Origin of the sequence: Collinsella aerofaciens (assembly GCF_015670745.1) — a bacterium.
GTDB classification, from domain to species: Bacteria; Actinomycetota; Coriobacteriia; order Coriobacteriales; family Coriobacteriaceae; genus Collinsella; species Collinsella aerofaciens_T.
This window is the reverse complement of record NZ_JADPCH010000002.1, coordinates 43,683-57,621: the sequence shown is the minus strand read 5'-3', so window position 1 is coordinate 57,621 and position 13,939 is coordinate 43,683. Positions and strand designations below refer to the sequence as shown.

General features: G+C 61.0%; 13 protein-coding genes. 11 read left to right on the top strand and 2 right to left on the bottom strand.

The genetic code is table 11. The features are described 5' to 3' along the window. Window positions 1-46 precede the first annotated feature (46 nt). From rpmF to ffh, 7 genes are all read left to right on the top strand, one after another. Complete coding sequence (rpmF, locus tag I4W07_RS01200; protein ID WP_022094017.1) at window positions 47-226, top strand: 50S ribosomal protein L32; 180 nt, start codon at window positions 47-49, stop codon at window positions 224-226. Window positions 227-313: 87 nt separating this feature from the next. Continuing rightward, a complete protein-coding gene (plsX, locus tag I4W07_RS01195) occupies window positions 314-1,333 on the top strand; it encodes a phosphate acyltransferase PlsX (RefSeq protein ID WP_196025334.1) in 1,020 nt (339 codons plus the stop codon). 114 nt (window positions 1,334-1,447) lie between these two features. Further along, a complete protein-coding gene (locus tag I4W07_RS01190; protein ID WP_055309519.1) occupies window positions 1,448-1,690 on the top strand; it encodes an acyl carrier protein in 243 nt (80 codons plus the stop codon). Between the two features lie 3 nt (window positions 1,691-1,693). Continuing rightward, entirely contained in the window at window positions 1,694-2,419 is a 726-nt protein-coding gene (gene rnc, locus I4W07_RS01185; RefSeq protein ID WP_195535315.1) for a ribonuclease III, read from the top strand. A gap of 10 nt (window positions 2,420-2,429) precedes the next feature. After that, entirely contained in the window at window positions 2,430-5,966 is a 3,537-nt protein-coding gene (gene smc, locus I4W07_RS01180; RefSeq protein ID WP_196025333.1) for a chromosome segregation protein SMC, read from the top strand. Continuing rightward, complete coding sequence (gene ftsY, locus I4W07_RS01175; RefSeq protein WP_196025332.1) at window positions 5,966-6,883, top strand: signal recognition particle-docking protein FtsY; 918 nt, start codon at window positions 5,966-5,968, stop codon at window positions 6,881-6,883. The genes smc and ftsY overlap by 1 nt, the downstream gene beginning before the upstream one ends. Window positions 6,884-6,893: 10 nt before the next feature. After that, window positions 6,894-8,369, top strand: a complete 1,476-nt coding sequence (gene ffh, locus I4W07_RS01170; RefSeq protein ID WP_196025331.1) for a signal recognition particle protein — start codon at window positions 6,894-6,896, stop codon at window positions 8,367-8,369. Between the two features lie 117 nt (window positions 8,370-8,486). Here the strand turns inward: ffh and I4W07_RS01165 are convergent, their stop codons facing one another. Next, window positions 8,487-9,251 carry a DUF134 domain-containing protein gene (locus I4W07_RS01165; protein ID WP_196025330.1) on the bottom strand — a complete coding sequence of 255 codons (765 nt, stop codon included), beginning with the start codon at window positions 9,249-9,251 and terminating at the stop codon, window positions 8,487-8,489. A 166-nt stretch (window positions 9,252-9,417) separates the two neighbouring features. Here I4W07_RS01165 and thyA point away from each other — a divergent pair, with 166 nt between their 5' ends. From thyA to I4W07_RS01145, 4 genes are all read left to right on the top strand, one after another. Beyond that, on the top strand, window positions 9,418-10,266 hold the full coding sequence (thyA, locus tag I4W07_RS01160; RefSeq protein WP_196025329.1) for a thymidylate synthase: 849 nt from the start codon (window positions 9,418-9,420) through the stop codon (window positions 10,264-10,266). Between the two features lie 9 nt (window positions 10,267-10,275). Next, a complete protein-coding gene (locus tag I4W07_RS01155) occupies window positions 10,276-10,794 on the top strand; it encodes a dihydrofolate reductase (RefSeq protein ID WP_196025328.1) in 519 nt (172 codons plus the stop codon). A 109-nt stretch (window positions 10,795-10,903) separates the two neighbouring features. Beyond that, window positions 10,904-11,818: a TrmH family RNA methyltransferase gene (locus I4W07_RS01150; RefSeq protein ID WP_196025327.1), complete on the top strand. Its 915-nt coding sequence runs from the start codon at window positions 10,904-10,906 to the stop codon at window positions 11,816-11,818. A gap of 125 nt (window positions 11,819-11,943) precedes the next feature. Next, window positions 11,944-13,293, top strand: coding sequence for an MATE family efflux transporter (locus tag I4W07_RS01145; RefSeq protein ID WP_196025326.1), 1,350 nt, complete (start codon window positions 11,944-11,946; stop codon window positions 13,291-13,293). Window positions 13,294-13,388: 95 nt separating this feature from the next. Here I4W07_RS01145 and I4W07_RS01140 read toward each other — a convergent pair whose 3' ends face one another. Continuing rightward, window positions 13,389-13,874: a cob(I)yrinic acid a,c-diamide adenosyltransferase gene (locus tag I4W07_RS01140; protein WP_196025325.1), complete on the bottom strand. Its 486-nt coding sequence runs from the start codon at window positions 13,872-13,874 to the stop codon at window positions 13,389-13,391. Window positions 13,875-13,939: the final 65 nt, after the last annotated feature.

Here is a 13,939-nt window from a genome sequence, read left to right as displayed (position 1 = left end):
ACTTGCGCGTAATCGCCACACTGGATAGTTCATAAGGAAGGTCACTATGCCCGTACCTAAACAAAAGCAGGGTCGTATCCGCACTCACACCCGTCGTTCCGCCAACATGAAGATCTCGGCTGCGGCTCAGTCCACGTGCCCCCGTTGCGGTGCTGTTAAGCTCCCGCACCACGTGTGCCCTAGCTGCGGTTTCTACAAGGACCGCGAGGTTATCGTTACCGAGTAACGGTATACTCTGGATACGATGCCGTTCCAACTGGAACCACAATGGCCGGCTCATTGAGTCGGCCATTTTTGTATAAGGAGCATGTATATGAGTAACGTTCGCGTTTGTGTAGACGTTGTGGGCGGAGACGAGACGCCGCAGGTTGTCCTCGACGGTATTGAGGCTGCGCTTGCCGCCGATCCCGATATCGAGGTCTTGGCAGCTGGCCCCGCCGAAATCGTCAATCCCTTTGCCGCGGCCCACGCACGTGTGGAGGCTCTGGAAGCCCCTGACATCATCGCCATGGATGACGATCCCATTCGCGCCGTGATGACCAAGCGTAAGTCCTCGATTGTGCTTGCCTGCCGCGCCATCAAAAAGGGCAACGCGGACGCGTTTTTCTCCGCCGGCTCCACCGGCGCCATGACCGCCGCAGCTACCGCCTACGTGACACCGTTTAGGTATCAAGCCGAAGGCAAGAAGCAGCCGGTGCGCCCCTGTCTGACCAATGCGCTGCCCAATCGCGCCGGCGGTCTGACGGTGCTGTGCGATATGGGCGCCAACCCCGATGTCGAGGTCGATGACATGGTGCGTTTTGCTCAGATGGGTAGCGCCTATGCCCGCGTCGTCCTGGGCATTGAACATCCCCGCGTGGGCCTGCTCGCCAATGGCACCGAGGACGAGAAGGGTTCCAACTTTACCAAGGCCTGCTTCCCTGCTATGAAGGCCGCCGTTCCCGGCTTTGTTGGTAACTGCGAAGGCACAGACATCACCTCGGGCAATTTCGATGTCGTCGTTGCTGACGGCATGTCGGGTAATATCGCTCTCAAGGCTACCGAGGGAGCTGCCAAGTTTTTACTGCAGGAGCTCAAGGGCGCCTTTATGTCTTCGCTCGGCACCAAGATTGCCGCGCTGCTCATCAAAAAGCAGATGCGCGAGATTAAAGCCAAGCTTTCGGGCGACGCCAAGGGCGGCGCGATTCTTTTGGGCCTGCGCGGCGTGGTCCTGATCGGCCATGGCGCCACCTCGGTCGAGGCTGTAAAAAACGGTACGCTCGCGGCGGCCGAAGCCGTGCGCGCCGGGCTGGTCGAGAATGTCGCCAACTCTATGGACGGCATCGTTTTATAACAGCGGCGTTATGCGTCTCGGGGCGTGCGTCGTGGGGTAGAATCAGAACCGTGTCTTGGTACCGCCCGGGCGGTACCATTCTTTTGGTATTCATGCACTATGAGAGGAAGCGCTATGGATCGCTCCGAAATCTTCGACAAGATCGCCGAGGTCGCTGCTGACGTTCTGGGCGTCGATGTTGCCGAAATTAGCGATGAGACCACCTTTGACGACCTCGATGCCAACTCGCTCGAGCGCCTGCAGCTGGTTACGGCTATCGAGGACGAGTTCAACCTCGAGATCGATGACGAGACCCTGCTCTCGCTCAACTCTGTCGCCGACGCCGTCGACGCTATCGAAAACGCCAGGGAGGCCTAGGTCTTGGCTTTGTCTGAACGACTTACGCGCGCCCAGGAAATTCTGGGCCATGAGTTCAATAATAAAGTGCTGCTGCGCGCGGCCCTTACGCATCCCTCGGCAGTCGAGGGCCAGCCGGTTTCTGCCAGCTATGAGCGCCTTGAGTTCTTGGGCGATTCCATTTTGGGCGCTGTGGTCGCACGCTCCCTGTTTGAGTCCTATCCGGAGTTTGACGAGGGCAAGCTCACGCGCCTGAAGGTGTCGCTTGTCTCGGGCGCTACGCTATCCGAGGTTTCTCATGAGCTGGGTATCGACGACATCATCATCTTTGGCGCCTCCGAGACCGGTACCGGCGCGCGCGGCCTGCACTCGGCGCTCGAGAACGTCTACGAGTCGCTCGTGGGTGCGCTGTATCTGGATGCCGGCTGGGACGTTGCGGCGGACTTTATCCACCGTACGCTTAAGCCGCACTTGGCTTCCGAGCGTGCCGAGCACCCCGCGAACCCCAAGTCGTTCTTGCAGGAGTGCGTGCAGGCGGACGGCCACGAGCCTCCCGCGTATAAGCTGGTTGGCTCCGAGGGCCCCGCGCATGCGCCCACCTTTACCGCCGTGGTGCTCATCGACGGTATTCGTCAAGGCCGCGGCACTGGTTCCTCCAAGAAGGAGGCCGAGGGAGCCGCTGCACTCGAGGCGCTCGACCGCATGGGCTACACCACCAACGGCGTGATTCTTAACAAGAAGCCTGTTTAAGCGAGGAACCGTGTATCTCAAGTCCCTCACGCTCAAAGGGTTCAAGTCGTTTGCCGACCGCGCCCATATGACGTTTGAGCCGGGCCTGACCGTCATCGTCGGTCCAAACGGCTCGGGAAAATCGAACATCTCCGACTCGATTCTGTGGGTCCTGGGCGAGCAGAGCGCCAAGCAGCTGCGCGGCCAGGCCATGGAGGATGTCATCTTCTCGGGCTCGTCGGCGCGCAAGCCGGTGGGTGTTGCCGAGGTTACGCTGGTGCTCGATAACTCGGACCATATGCTGCCTGTCGATTTTGACGAAGTCGCCATCACCCGTCGCATGTACCGCTCGGGCGAAAGCGAGTACCTCATCAACTCGAGTCCGTGCCGCCTGATGGACATTCAGGACATCCTGCACGATTCGGGCCTGGGCAAGGATACGCATTCCATCATCAGCCAGGGCAAGCTCGACGCCATTTTGCAGAGCCGCCCGGAGGAGCGCCGCGCCCTTATCGAGGAGGCCGCCGGCATCTCCAAGCACAAGCGCCGCAAGGAGCGTGCGCTCAAAAAAATTAAGTCGATGGACGAGCACCTGATGCGTGCCCGCGACATCAATAAGGAGATCGCCCGTCAGCTGCGGCCGCTGGAGCGTCAGGTCGATCGCGCGCGCAAGTACAAAGAGTTGTCCTCGCGCGCGAACGAGCTTACGCAGATGCTGGCCGTCGACGAGCTTCGTTCGCTGCAGTCGCAGTGGAACGACCTGGAGAGCCGCTCCAAGGAGGGCGCTGCCGAGCTTGAGCTTGCGCAGTACCGCTTGGGCGAAAAGGAGCGCGAGCTCGAGAAGCTCCAGGTCATGCTCGAGGAAAAGGGCCTGTTTGTGGGCGACCTGGGCGAGCAGCGCCGCCATATGCAAGATGTGGTCGGCCGCATTAACTCCGACATGCGCCTGCTCGAAGAAAAGGGCCACAACATGGTGTCGCGCCTGTCCGACATGCGCGGGCAGATTTCGAGCTCCGAGCATCAGCGACGTCGCGTGGTCGAGGAGCTCGAGGACGCGCGTGCGCAGCTTGAGGAAGTGACCGGTGCGCACATGCAGGCCCAGGAGGACGTTGACGCCGCTGGTCCTGCTGCCGCTGAGCTCCACGAGCGGCGCGTGGCGCTCGACAATCAGATTTCGCAGCTTACGCGTGAACAGCGCGATGTTCAGCGCGTGGCCGATAACGCCGCGCTCGAGCTCGCCAAGGTGAAGGACTCGCTGAGCAATGCCGAGGTCGAGGACAACATGTATGCCTCGCGCCTGGAGCAGATTGACGAGCAGCTCGAGGAGGTCACGGCCTCGCTAGAGAGCCGTCGCGACCGCGCAGAGGAGCTTGAGGGCGCTCTTGAGGAAGCGCGCCAGGCTCAGGTCGATGCGCGTGAGGCCACCGAGTCCGCACGCGCGGCCCTGAAGGACCTGCGTGCCCGCGAGAGCGAGGCGCGCAACAAGTTATCCGAGGTGCGCTCGGAGCTTGCCAGCCAAAAGAAACTCGATGCCCGCATGGCCGACAGCTCGCCGCTGGTGAGCCGTCTGATGGGTGCGCTGGGTGATGATGTCTCTGGTCGTCTGGGCGACGTACTCGAGGCCCCGCGCGAGCTTGAGGGCTTGGTTGAGCAATTGCTCGCCGGCGATATCGATGCACTGCTGTTCGACGATACGTCCGCGCTTGAGCGTGCCGGTCGTGCCGCTCTGGACCAGAAGAAGGCCTCGGGCGAGGCGCTGCTGGTGGCGCGCGGCGTGAGCGGCTCTACCGCCGCTGAGGGCGCTGCCGGTACCCGTCTGGTTGATCGTCTGTCCGTGCGCGCAGGCTACGGTCCCGTCGTCGAGGCGTTACTCGGCGGATATTACGTAGTGGACGATCTTGCTGCCGCGCTGTCGGCGCCGGTCGTTGACGGCGTGACTTACGTGACCCCCGATGGCGCCCGCGTCGCCTGCGGCGGCCTGGTGCGCGTGGGCCTCGATGCCGGCGAGGCGTCGGGTGCCTTGGAGCGCAAGCGCCGTATCCGCGAGTTAGAGGGTCTGGAGCCCGATCTGGCTGCCGTGTTTGAACATGTGTCAGGTCAGGTCGTTGAGGCCAATGCGGCCGTTGAGGAAGCGCGTGCCGCTGAGGGCGATGCCGCCGGCGAGATCGCCCGTCTTGAGGGCGAGCGCCGCTCGCTGCTCTCCGAGATCGGCCGCTTGGAGCAAAGCGCCAACAATGCCGAGGTCGAGCGCGTGCGCATCTCCAAGCGCCGCGAGCAGGCTTCCGAAGCCGTTCGCGCTGCGCGCCCGCGCGTTGACGAGCTCACCCGTTCGCGTGACGAGGCCCGCGCGCAGGCAAGCGATCTGGGCTTGCAGATTGCCGAGGCCAACGACGAACTCGACCGCGTTCGCCGTGACGATTCCGAGGCTGCCGGCAAGCTCGCCGACGCCAAGGTTCGCCTAGCCCAGACGAGCGAACGCCTGCGTTCGCTGAAGGGCCGCGTGCCTGACCTGGAGCATCGTCTTGAGGGCATCGACCGTCGTATCCGCGGAACACGCCAGGCCTCGCGCTCGCTCGAGCTGCTGCGCCTGCGCGTCGATCCCATGCACGAGCGCTATTCGGCCCTGCTGGAGCGTGCCTCGGATTGGGCCGCGCGCCTGCGCGATCAGGCTTCACTCGAGGAGGCGGACTCGGCCTCGCTCAAGAAGACCATCGAGGATGCCAAGGCAGAGGTTGCCCGCGCTAAGGAGCGGGTCGATACCGCTTCCGCCACGCAAAACGAGTTCAAGGTCGCGCGTGGTAAGCTCGAGGTGCAGGTAGAGGCCGCCATTAAGGCCATTACCGCCGATGGCACCACGGTACTCGAGGAAGCGCTCATGCTTCCGGCGCCCACGGACCGCGATGCCGCCGAGCGCGAACTCAACCAGCTCGTGCGCCAGATCAACAACCTGGGCCCTGTGAACCAGGTTGCCATGGAGGAGTACGAGCAGCTCAAGCGCCGCGCCGATTACATCGAGGAGCAGCTGGCCGATCTTGAGAGCGCGCGCAAGGCGCTCACCAAGATTACCGTGGCCATCGACCGTAAGATGCGTAAAGCCTTCCTGGTGACGTTTGAGAAGGTCGACGCGAACTTCCGCGAGATCTTCGCTATGCTCTTCCCGGGCGGTCAGGCTCATCTGGAGATGACCGATCCCGAGCATCCTGCCGAGACGGGTATCGAGGTCGTGGCGCAGCCGCGCGGCAAGCGCATCGCCAAGATGATGCTCATGTCGGGCGGCGAGAAGAGCCTGACGGCGCTCGCCCTGCTCTTTGCCGTGTACCGCACGCGCACGGTGCCGTTCTATGTGCTGGACGAGGTCGAGGCGGCACTCGATGACGCCAACCTGTCCAAGCTCATCGGCGCGCTCGATGTGTTGCGTTCCGATACGCAGCTCTTGGTCATTTCGCATCAGCGCCGTACTATGGAGGACGCTGACGTCCTCTATGGCGTCTCGATGCAAGCCGACGGCGTCAGTCGCGTCGTCTCGCAAAAACTCGATCGCGAAACCGGAAAGGTCGTGAATGCATAATGGGATTCTTCGATGCTCTCTCGCGCGGACTTGAGCGCAGTCGCGAGGCCCTCAACGAGGTCTTTTACTTTGGCGGCGAGGTCGACGAGGATTTTTGGGAGGACCTGGAGGACACCCTCGTCATGGGTGACATGGGCGCCGAGATCGCCATTCAGGTCTCCGATGACCTGCGCGATGCCGCGGCCAAGAAGAACCTCAAGACCGCCCCGCAACTCCGTCGCGCCCTGGCCGAGCAGCTTGAGCAGCACTTTGTGCCCATCGAGCGCGATCCGTTCTCCGATACGCCGAGCTGCGTGCTGTTTGTGGGCATTAACGGTGCCGGCAAGACCACGACGGTCGGTAAGATTGCGAGCGCCATGGCCGCCCGCGGCAAGAACGTGGTGATCGGTTCGGCCGACACCTTCCGCGCCGCCGCCATCGAGCAGCTCGATGTGTGGGGCCAGCGCGCCGGCGTCCCCGTCATCAAGCGTGACCGCGGCTCCGATCCGGCGAGCGTTTGTTACGACGTGCTCGACGAGGCCGACAGGCGCGGCAGCGACCTAGTGCTTATCGACACCGCCGGTCGTCTGCATACGAGCCCCGAGCTCATGCGCGAGCTCGCCAAGGTGGTCAACGTGACGCGTAAGCGCGCCGCCAATATGGCCGCCGGCCCCATGCCCGTTTCGGTCGTGCTTGTGATCGACGCCGCGACGGGCCAAAACGGTCTGAACCAGGCGCTCGAGTTTAACGAGGCGCTGGGCCTGGACGGTATTATCATGACTAAGCTCGACGGCACGGCTAAGGGCGGTATCGCCATGGCCGTGGCCGAGAAACTCAAGCTCCCGATCCTGCGCGTGGGCGTGGGCGAGCAGGTCGATGACCTGCAGAAGTTCAATGCCAAAGATTTCTGCCGCGCCCTGGTGGGCGAGTCCAATTAAGGAGTGACTAGTGTTTGATTCCCTGAGCGATCGCCTCAACGACACATTTGACCGCCTGCGCGGCAAGGGCAAGCTGACCGAGGCCGATATTACTTCGGCCATGCGCGATATTCGCATGGCGCTGCTCGAGGCCGACGTTAACTTTAAGGTCGTCAAGGAGTTCGTCGCCAAGACCAAGGAGCGCTGCATGACCGCAGAGGTCATGGAGTCGCTCTCTCCGGCGCAAAACGTCGTCAAGATCGTGCTCGACGAGCTCACCGAGATGCTTGGCTCAACCGAGAGCAAGCTCGTCTTTAGCAATCGCATTCCCAATGTCATCATGCTCGTGGGCCTGCAGGGCTCCGGTAAGACCACGGCAGCCGTAAAGCTGGCCTACCTGCTCAAGAAGCAGGGCCGCTCGCCGCTGCTCGCCGCGTGCGACGTCTATCGTCCCGCCGCTGCCGACCAGCTGGCCACGCTCGGTGGCGAGATCGGCGTGCCAGTCTTCCGCGGTGACGGCGCGCACCCGGTCGACATTGCCAAGGGTGCCATCCAGGAGGCCGTCGACCACCTGCGCGATGTGGTCATCGTCGATACCGCCGGTCGTCTGCAGATCGACGAGCAGATGATGCAGGAGGCCGTGGATATCAAGAAGGCCGTCAAGCCCGATCAGGTGCTGATGGTCGTCGATGCCATGACCGGCCAGGATATCGTCAACGTCGTCTCGACCTTCGCCGAGCGCACCGACTTTGACGGCGTGATCATCTCCAAGCTCGATGGCGATGCCCGTGGCGGCGGCGCGCTTTCCGTGCGCCATGTGACCGGCAAGCCCATCAAGTTTGTGAGCATGGGCGAGAAGCCCGATTCGCTGGAGCCGTTCTATCCCGATCGTATGGCCAAGCGCATTCTGGGCATGGGCGATGTTGTCGGCATCATTGAGAAGGCCCAGGAGGCAGCCGACGCCGAGCAGCTCGAGGCTGCCGAGCGCATGCTGCGCGAGGGCTTCACCATGAACGACATGCTCGACCAGATGAAGGCCGTCAAGAAGATGGGCGGCATGAAGGGCATCCTGGGCATGCTCCCCGGCGGCCAGCGTGCGCTTAACCAGATGGGCGGCAACCTGGACGAGGGCATCTTCGACAAGAACGAGGCCATCATCATGTCGATGACCAAGGAGGAGCGTCTGCGTCCTTCCATCATTAACGGCCAGCGTCGTGCCCGCATTGCCAAGGGCGCCGGCGTGACTCCCACAGAGGTCAATAGCCTTATGAAGCAGTGGGGCGAGATGAACAAGATGATGGGCCGCATGCGCACGATGGCCAATCAGGCACAGGCCGGCGGCAAGAAGGGCAAGAAGGGTAAGAAGGGCAAGAAGATGCGCATGCCCAATATTCCCGGCCTGGATGCCATGGGCCTGGGCGGCATGGGCGGCCTGGGAACGGGCGGCCCCAAGTCCGATATGGACCTGCTGCGCCAGATGGAAGCGCAGATGCGTAATAAGAAGTAACGGCTTGATTGAGTCGTGTATGGCTAAGGCCGCCTGGATGGTATTCCAGGCGGCCTTAGCCGTTTGTTCGCTGGTTGTCGCACGCGTGGAAGCGCGTTCTCGACGAGGTGCTTGCCGCTAGTGGCAGCCGCAGCCTTCGTGCCCGTCATGGTCGTGGTGACCGTGGCAGCCGCAGGACTCGCCATGCTCGTGGATGTGCTCGTGATCATGTCCATGGCAGTCGCAGGTGGCCTCGCCGTTCTGTGCGAGCGTGCCGGCAACGAGGGCCTCGACGCAGGCATCGCAGCTGCCCTGGGCGCCCGCATAGACCGTGATGCCGGCTTGGGCAAGCGCGTTGATAGCGCCGCCGCCGATACCGCCGCAAATGAGCGTGTCAACGCCACCGTTGGCAAGCAGGCCCGCCAAGGCGCCGTGGCCGGTGCCGCCGGTGCCTACGACCTGCTCGTTGAGCACCTTGCCATCCTGGATGTCGTAGATCTTGAACTGGTCGCTGCGGCCAAAGTGCATAAAGATGTTGCCGTTGTCGTACGTTGTTGCCACCCTCATGGTGCCGACCTCCTTTGCTGGCCATGCGGCCGTCGTCGTGGTGATGGGGGAGTACGCGATGTTGCCGCCTTCGATGACGAGCGCTCGTCCGTTGACCAGCGCATCGGCCACCTTGCGATGCGCGCGGCTGCAAATGGCCGCCACCGTTGCGCGGGCGATGCCCATCTGCTGGGCGACCGCCTCTTGGTTGAGACCTTCCAGGTCGCACAGGCGCAGCACCTCAAGCTCGTCGACGGTCATATCGATGGCATCGCCGCTCGCCAGGCCATCGGGGGTAAAACCGCGATATTCGGGGATGATCCCGACACGGCGCAATTTTTCGCGTCTTCCTGCCATGTACCCTCCAAATCCGACATATGTCAACAATAGAATAGCGAACGCGCGGATTTGCGCAAGGAATTTTTGGCACATGTCAGAAAATGAGGGCTTATGTTTGGGCTGTGGGGCCGAGTGCGCCTGGGCTACAATAAATCTCGCTTATAGGCGACTGACAGGAGGGTCAATGAGCAAAGCTGATCAGCAGTTTGTAACCATGTGCCGCGATATCTTGGACCATGGCACCACCACCGAGGGCCAAAAGGTCCGTCCGGTGTGGGAGGACGGCACCCCTGCCTATACCATTAAAAACTTTGGTGTCACGGCGCGCTATGATCTGCGCGAGGAGTTCCCCGCGCTCACCCTGCGTCGTACAGCGCTTAAGTCTGCCATGGACGAGATTCTGTGGATCTATCAAAAGAAGTCCAATAACGTGCATGATCTCAACAGCCATATCTGGGATGAGTGGGCCGATGAGACCGGTTCCATCGGTAAAGCCTACGGCTATCAGATTGGTCAGAAGAGCCATTACGCCGAGGGCGACTTCGACCAGATGGACCGAGTGCTGTACGATCTTAAGCACACACCGTACAGTCGCCGCATCATGACCAACACGTATGTGTTTAGCGACCTGTCCGAGATGCACCTGTATCCGTGCGCGTACAGCGTGACCTATAACGTCACGCAGCGCCCGCAGGACGACAAGCCGACGCTCAACATGATTCTCAACCAGCGCAGCCAGGACATTTTGGCCGCGAACAACTGGAATGTGTGCCAGTACGCCATCTTGCTGATGATGGTTGCGCAGTCGATCGATATGATTCCCGGCGAGCTGCTGCATGTGATCGCCGACGCCCATATCTACGACCGTCATGTCGATATTGTCCGCGAACTTATCGAGCGTCCGCAGTTTGCGGCGCCTAAGGTAACGCTTAACCCCGACGTGCACGATTTCTATGCGTTTACGACCGACGACCTGATTGTGGAGGGCTACGAGCACGGTCCGCAGGTCAAGAACATTCCCATTGCGGTGTAGGTGGTGCTCATGACGTGTAAGCTATCTGCTATCGTTGCCGTGTGTGACGATTGGGGCATTGGGTGCGAGGGCGACATGGTGGTGTCCAATCGCGCCGACATGCGCCATTTTGTGGCCTGCACCAAGGGCTGCCCGGTCATCATGGGGCGCAAGACGCTGCTGAGTTTTCCCGGTGGGCGTCCACTCAAGAACCGTCGCAATATCGTGCTTACCCGCGACGAGGATTTTGCTGTCGAGGGCGTCGACGTGGTGCATAGCATCGACGAGGCGCTCGCCGCGGTTGCCGATGAGCCCGTTGCCTGGGTGATCGGTGGCGGCGAGGTGTATCGGCAGTTTTTGCCGTATTGCGCCGAGGCCGAGGTCACTCATAACTACTGCGTCCATCCCGTGGACACGTATTTTCCCAATTTGGACGCCGATCCCGCGTGGGAGATTGCGCAGCGTAGCGGGGTCGCGACGATTGCCGCCGGTGAGGGTGACGAGGGCGTCAATTATGAGTTCGTGACGTATCGTCGCATCGAGGCGTAAATCGTCTGGCGTGAACGGTATCATCGGGTTGATTGAATGCATGGGGCGGCGCTTAGCGTCGCCTCGTTTGGTATAGATGTGCTGTAAAGAAGGGTGCGGGCTGGCTGCTATGACTGATGCCGTTGAGGTTCTGCGAATTGATTCGCTCGAGGACGAGCGGCTCGATGCCTACGTGCGACTGACCGAGCGTGAGCTTCGCTGCGTGCTGGAGCCGCAAAAGGGCATCTTTATTGCGGAGAGCGCCAAGGTCATCGAGCGTGCCGTGCGCGCCGGATATGAGCCGGTGAGCTTTCTTCTGGGCGAGCGCTGGCTCGACCAGATGATGCCGCTGTTTGACCAGCTTGTCGTGCGCGAGGGAGCGGGTCCGGTTCCCGTGTTCGTGGCCTCCATGGAGCTCATGGAGCAGTTGACGGGCTTTAACGTTACGCGCGGCGCGCTGGCGGCGTTCCGTCGCCCGCGTCAGATTCCGGTTGATGAGTTCTTGGGCGGCGTCGTCGAGGCGGCGGGGGATCGTCCGGTGCGCGTGTGCGTGCTTGAGGGTATTGTTGATCACACCAATGTTGGCGCGATTTTCCGCTCGGCTGCCGCATTGAACGTTGACGGTATTTTGGTCAGCCCGACGTGCTGCGACCCGCTGTACCGTCGCTCGGCCCGCGTGAGCATGGGCACCGTGTTTCAGGTGCCGTGGACGCGCATTGGCAGCGAGGCTCGTGTGTGGCCGCATGATGGTCTGAGCGAGTTGCACGACGCCGGTTTTTCGTGTGCCGCTATGGCGTTGACGGACGACTCTGTTTCGCTTGATGATCCTGTGCTGCAGAAAATTGATCGCTTGGCGATTTTTATGGGCACCGAGGGTGCCGGCTTGGGCGCCAAGACCATTGCCGGCTGTGACCACGCGGTGCGCATTCCGATGGCGCACGGGGTCGATTCGCTTAACGTGGCCGCGGCGAGCGCCGTCGCCTTTTGGCAGCTGTGCCCGCACGTGAGCAATGAGTATCACTACCAGCCGGGTTTGTATCACTAGGCAGTTATTCCGCACTGTGCTCTAATTCGGGGTGTTTCGGTCGCCGCCAGTCGGTGCTAAGCTGGATTTGGCTTTGGTTTTAAATTGCTGTTTTGCTGTTTGACGTATGCGTGTGGGGAGGGCGTGTGGCTAAGAAATCTACGGCGATCGATGTAACGCAAGGTGTCATTTGGCAGCAATTGCTGTCGCTGTGCGTTCCCATCTTTTTTAGTTCGTTTTTTCAGCAGGCCTACACGCTTATCGGTACGTATATCGTTGGCCAGTTTGGCGGCAAGCTCGCGCTGGGCGGCATTCAGGCCACGATGGTACTCACCGAGCTCTGTATTGGCTTTTGCGTTGGTGTTGGCGCCGGCTGCGCGGTCATTACCGGTCAGTATTTTGGCCAGCACGATGATGAGCGACTGAGTCGTTCGGTCCATACAGCCATGACGCTCGCGCTGGTGGGCGGTATCGCTTTCTCGATTCTTGGCATAGTGTTCGTTGAGCCCATGCTGGTGCTTATGAACACGCCGCATGAACTATTGGCCGAGGGTGTGGCCTATGCTCGCTGTTATTTTGCCGCGATGGTTGCGGCACTGCTGCTGAATATGGGAACCGCACTGCTGCGTGCCGTGGGCGACACGCGCGGGCCCGCCGTGATCATTGCCTCTGGCTGCCTTGTTAACGTGGTGCTGGATATCATCTTTGTCGCTGTGTTGCATATGGAGGCGCTGGGCTGCGGCATCGCAGTGGCGCTGACCATTTGCTCCAATGCAACGATGATCGTGTTGCGCATGATGCGCGCTCCGGGTGCATGGCGTCTTTCGCTGTCTAAGCTCGGTATCGATCGCGGTATTTGCAAGAGTATGATCTCGTGTGGTCTGCCACTTGGTTTTCAATCGGCTGCCTATTCGATCTCGAACGTGCTGATCCAGGTGTCGGTTAATTCGTTTGGCGCCGATGTCACGACTGCTTGGGGTCTATCTGGGCGCCTGGATGGCATTATCTGGATGGTGACCGAGGCGCTCGGCGTATCGATCACTACGTTCTCGGCGCAGAACTTTGGCGCGCGCAACTACGAGCGCATGCGCAAGGGCTACCATACGTCGCTCGTGCTGTCGTTTATGCTCATTGGTGGCCTGTCTGCCGTGCTGCTGGTGTTCTCGGGTCCGTTGTCGCGTCTGTTTGTCGACGATGCTTCGATTTCGGCGTACACCACGACGATTCTTCGTTTTATCGCGCCGTTCTACGCGATCTTCTCGATTATCGAAAACGCGTCGGGCTCCATTCGCGGTGCCGGCGTGAGCTTGCAGCCCATGCTGCTCACGATTTTTGGCACTGTCGTGCTCAGGGTGATCTGGGTGTTTGCGATTATGCCGTTCGATCCATCGCTTGAGCACCTGCTGCTGGTTTACCCCGTAACCTGGCTTATCACGGCCACAATGTTCACCATCTACCACCACAGCGGCAACTGGCTCGGCCGCGCCACCGCCTAATGATCCCTGGGGGACTGAGGAAAACGGATCATTGCGGATCATTGCTCTTCGTCGTGATGTCGATGATCCGTTTTCCTCCGTTCCCTTCTGATCAATTAGTATTCGATGCCTTGGCGGGCTAGGAGGCCTTCGTCGAAGTAGTGTTTGACGGGGCGCATTTCGGTTACTAGGTCAGCAAGGTCGGCGAGGGGCAGTAATCCGCGGCCGGTGAGCACGAGCTCCGTGGTGGCAGGCTTCAGCGCGATCAACCCCTCCACATCCTCGTGCGTCACAAAGCCGCGGCGCATGGCCTCGCCAAGTTCGTCCAGAATCAGAACGTCGACCTGGCTAATTTGCTCGCGCGCTAGCTCCATGATTTGTGCGGCGCAAGCCTCGGGTGTGTCGCGGTCGGCCTGTACGATGCATAGCCCCAATCGAGGTGCTGCGTCATGTTCGGCGCAGTGCAGCTTCTTGGCAAACTGAAGCATGAGCACGTTAAGTCCATAGCCTGTGGCGCGCAGAGCGAGCCCCAGCGCAGCCGTCGTCTTGCCCTTGCCGTCTCCCGTATAGATTTGAACCTTGCCGACTTCCAGTGATGCCATCTCTGTCCTTTCGTGCCCAGCGTAGGTTTATCGTCGCTCGGGTTGGGTATTCTAGAAACCATTAT

What these genes read in the sequence shown, in the direction of transcription:
- rpmF (WP_022094017.1), top strand. Translation starts at nt 47, where the DNA reads ATGCCCGTACCTAAACAAAAGCAGGGTCGTATCCGCACTCACACCCGT.
- plsX (WP_196025334.1), top strand. Translation starts at nt 314, where the DNA reads ATGAGTAACGTTCGCGTTTGTGTAGACGTTGTGGGCGGAGACGAGACG.
- I4W07_RS01190 (WP_055309519.1), top strand. Translation starts at nt 1,448, where the DNA reads ATGGATCGCTCCGAAATCTTCGACAAGATCGCCGAGGTCGCTGCTGAC.
- ftsY (WP_196025332.1), top strand. Translation starts at nt 5,966, where the DNA reads ATGGGATTCTTCGATGCTCTCTCGCGCGGACTTGAGCGCAGTCGCGAG.
- I4W07_RS01165 (WP_196025330.1), bottom strand. Translation starts at nt 9,251, where the DNA reads ATGGCAGGAAGACGCGAAAAATTGCGCCGTGTCGGGATCATCCCCGAA.
- thyA (WP_196025329.1), top strand. Translation starts at nt 9,418, where the DNA reads ATGAGCAAAGCTGATCAGCAGTTTGTAACCATGTGCCGCGATATCTTG.
- I4W07_RS01155 (WP_196025328.1), top strand. Translation starts at nt 10,276, where the DNA reads ATGACGTGTAAGCTATCTGCTATCGTTGCCGTGTGTGACGATTGGGGC.
- I4W07_RS01150 (WP_196025327.1), top strand. Translation starts at nt 10,904, where the DNA reads ATGACTGATGCCGTTGAGGTTCTGCGAATTGATTCGCTCGAGGACGAG.
- I4W07_RS01140 (WP_196025325.1), bottom strand. Translation starts at nt 13,874, where the DNA reads ATGGCATCACTGGAAGTCGGCAAGGTTCAAATCTATACGGGAGACGGC.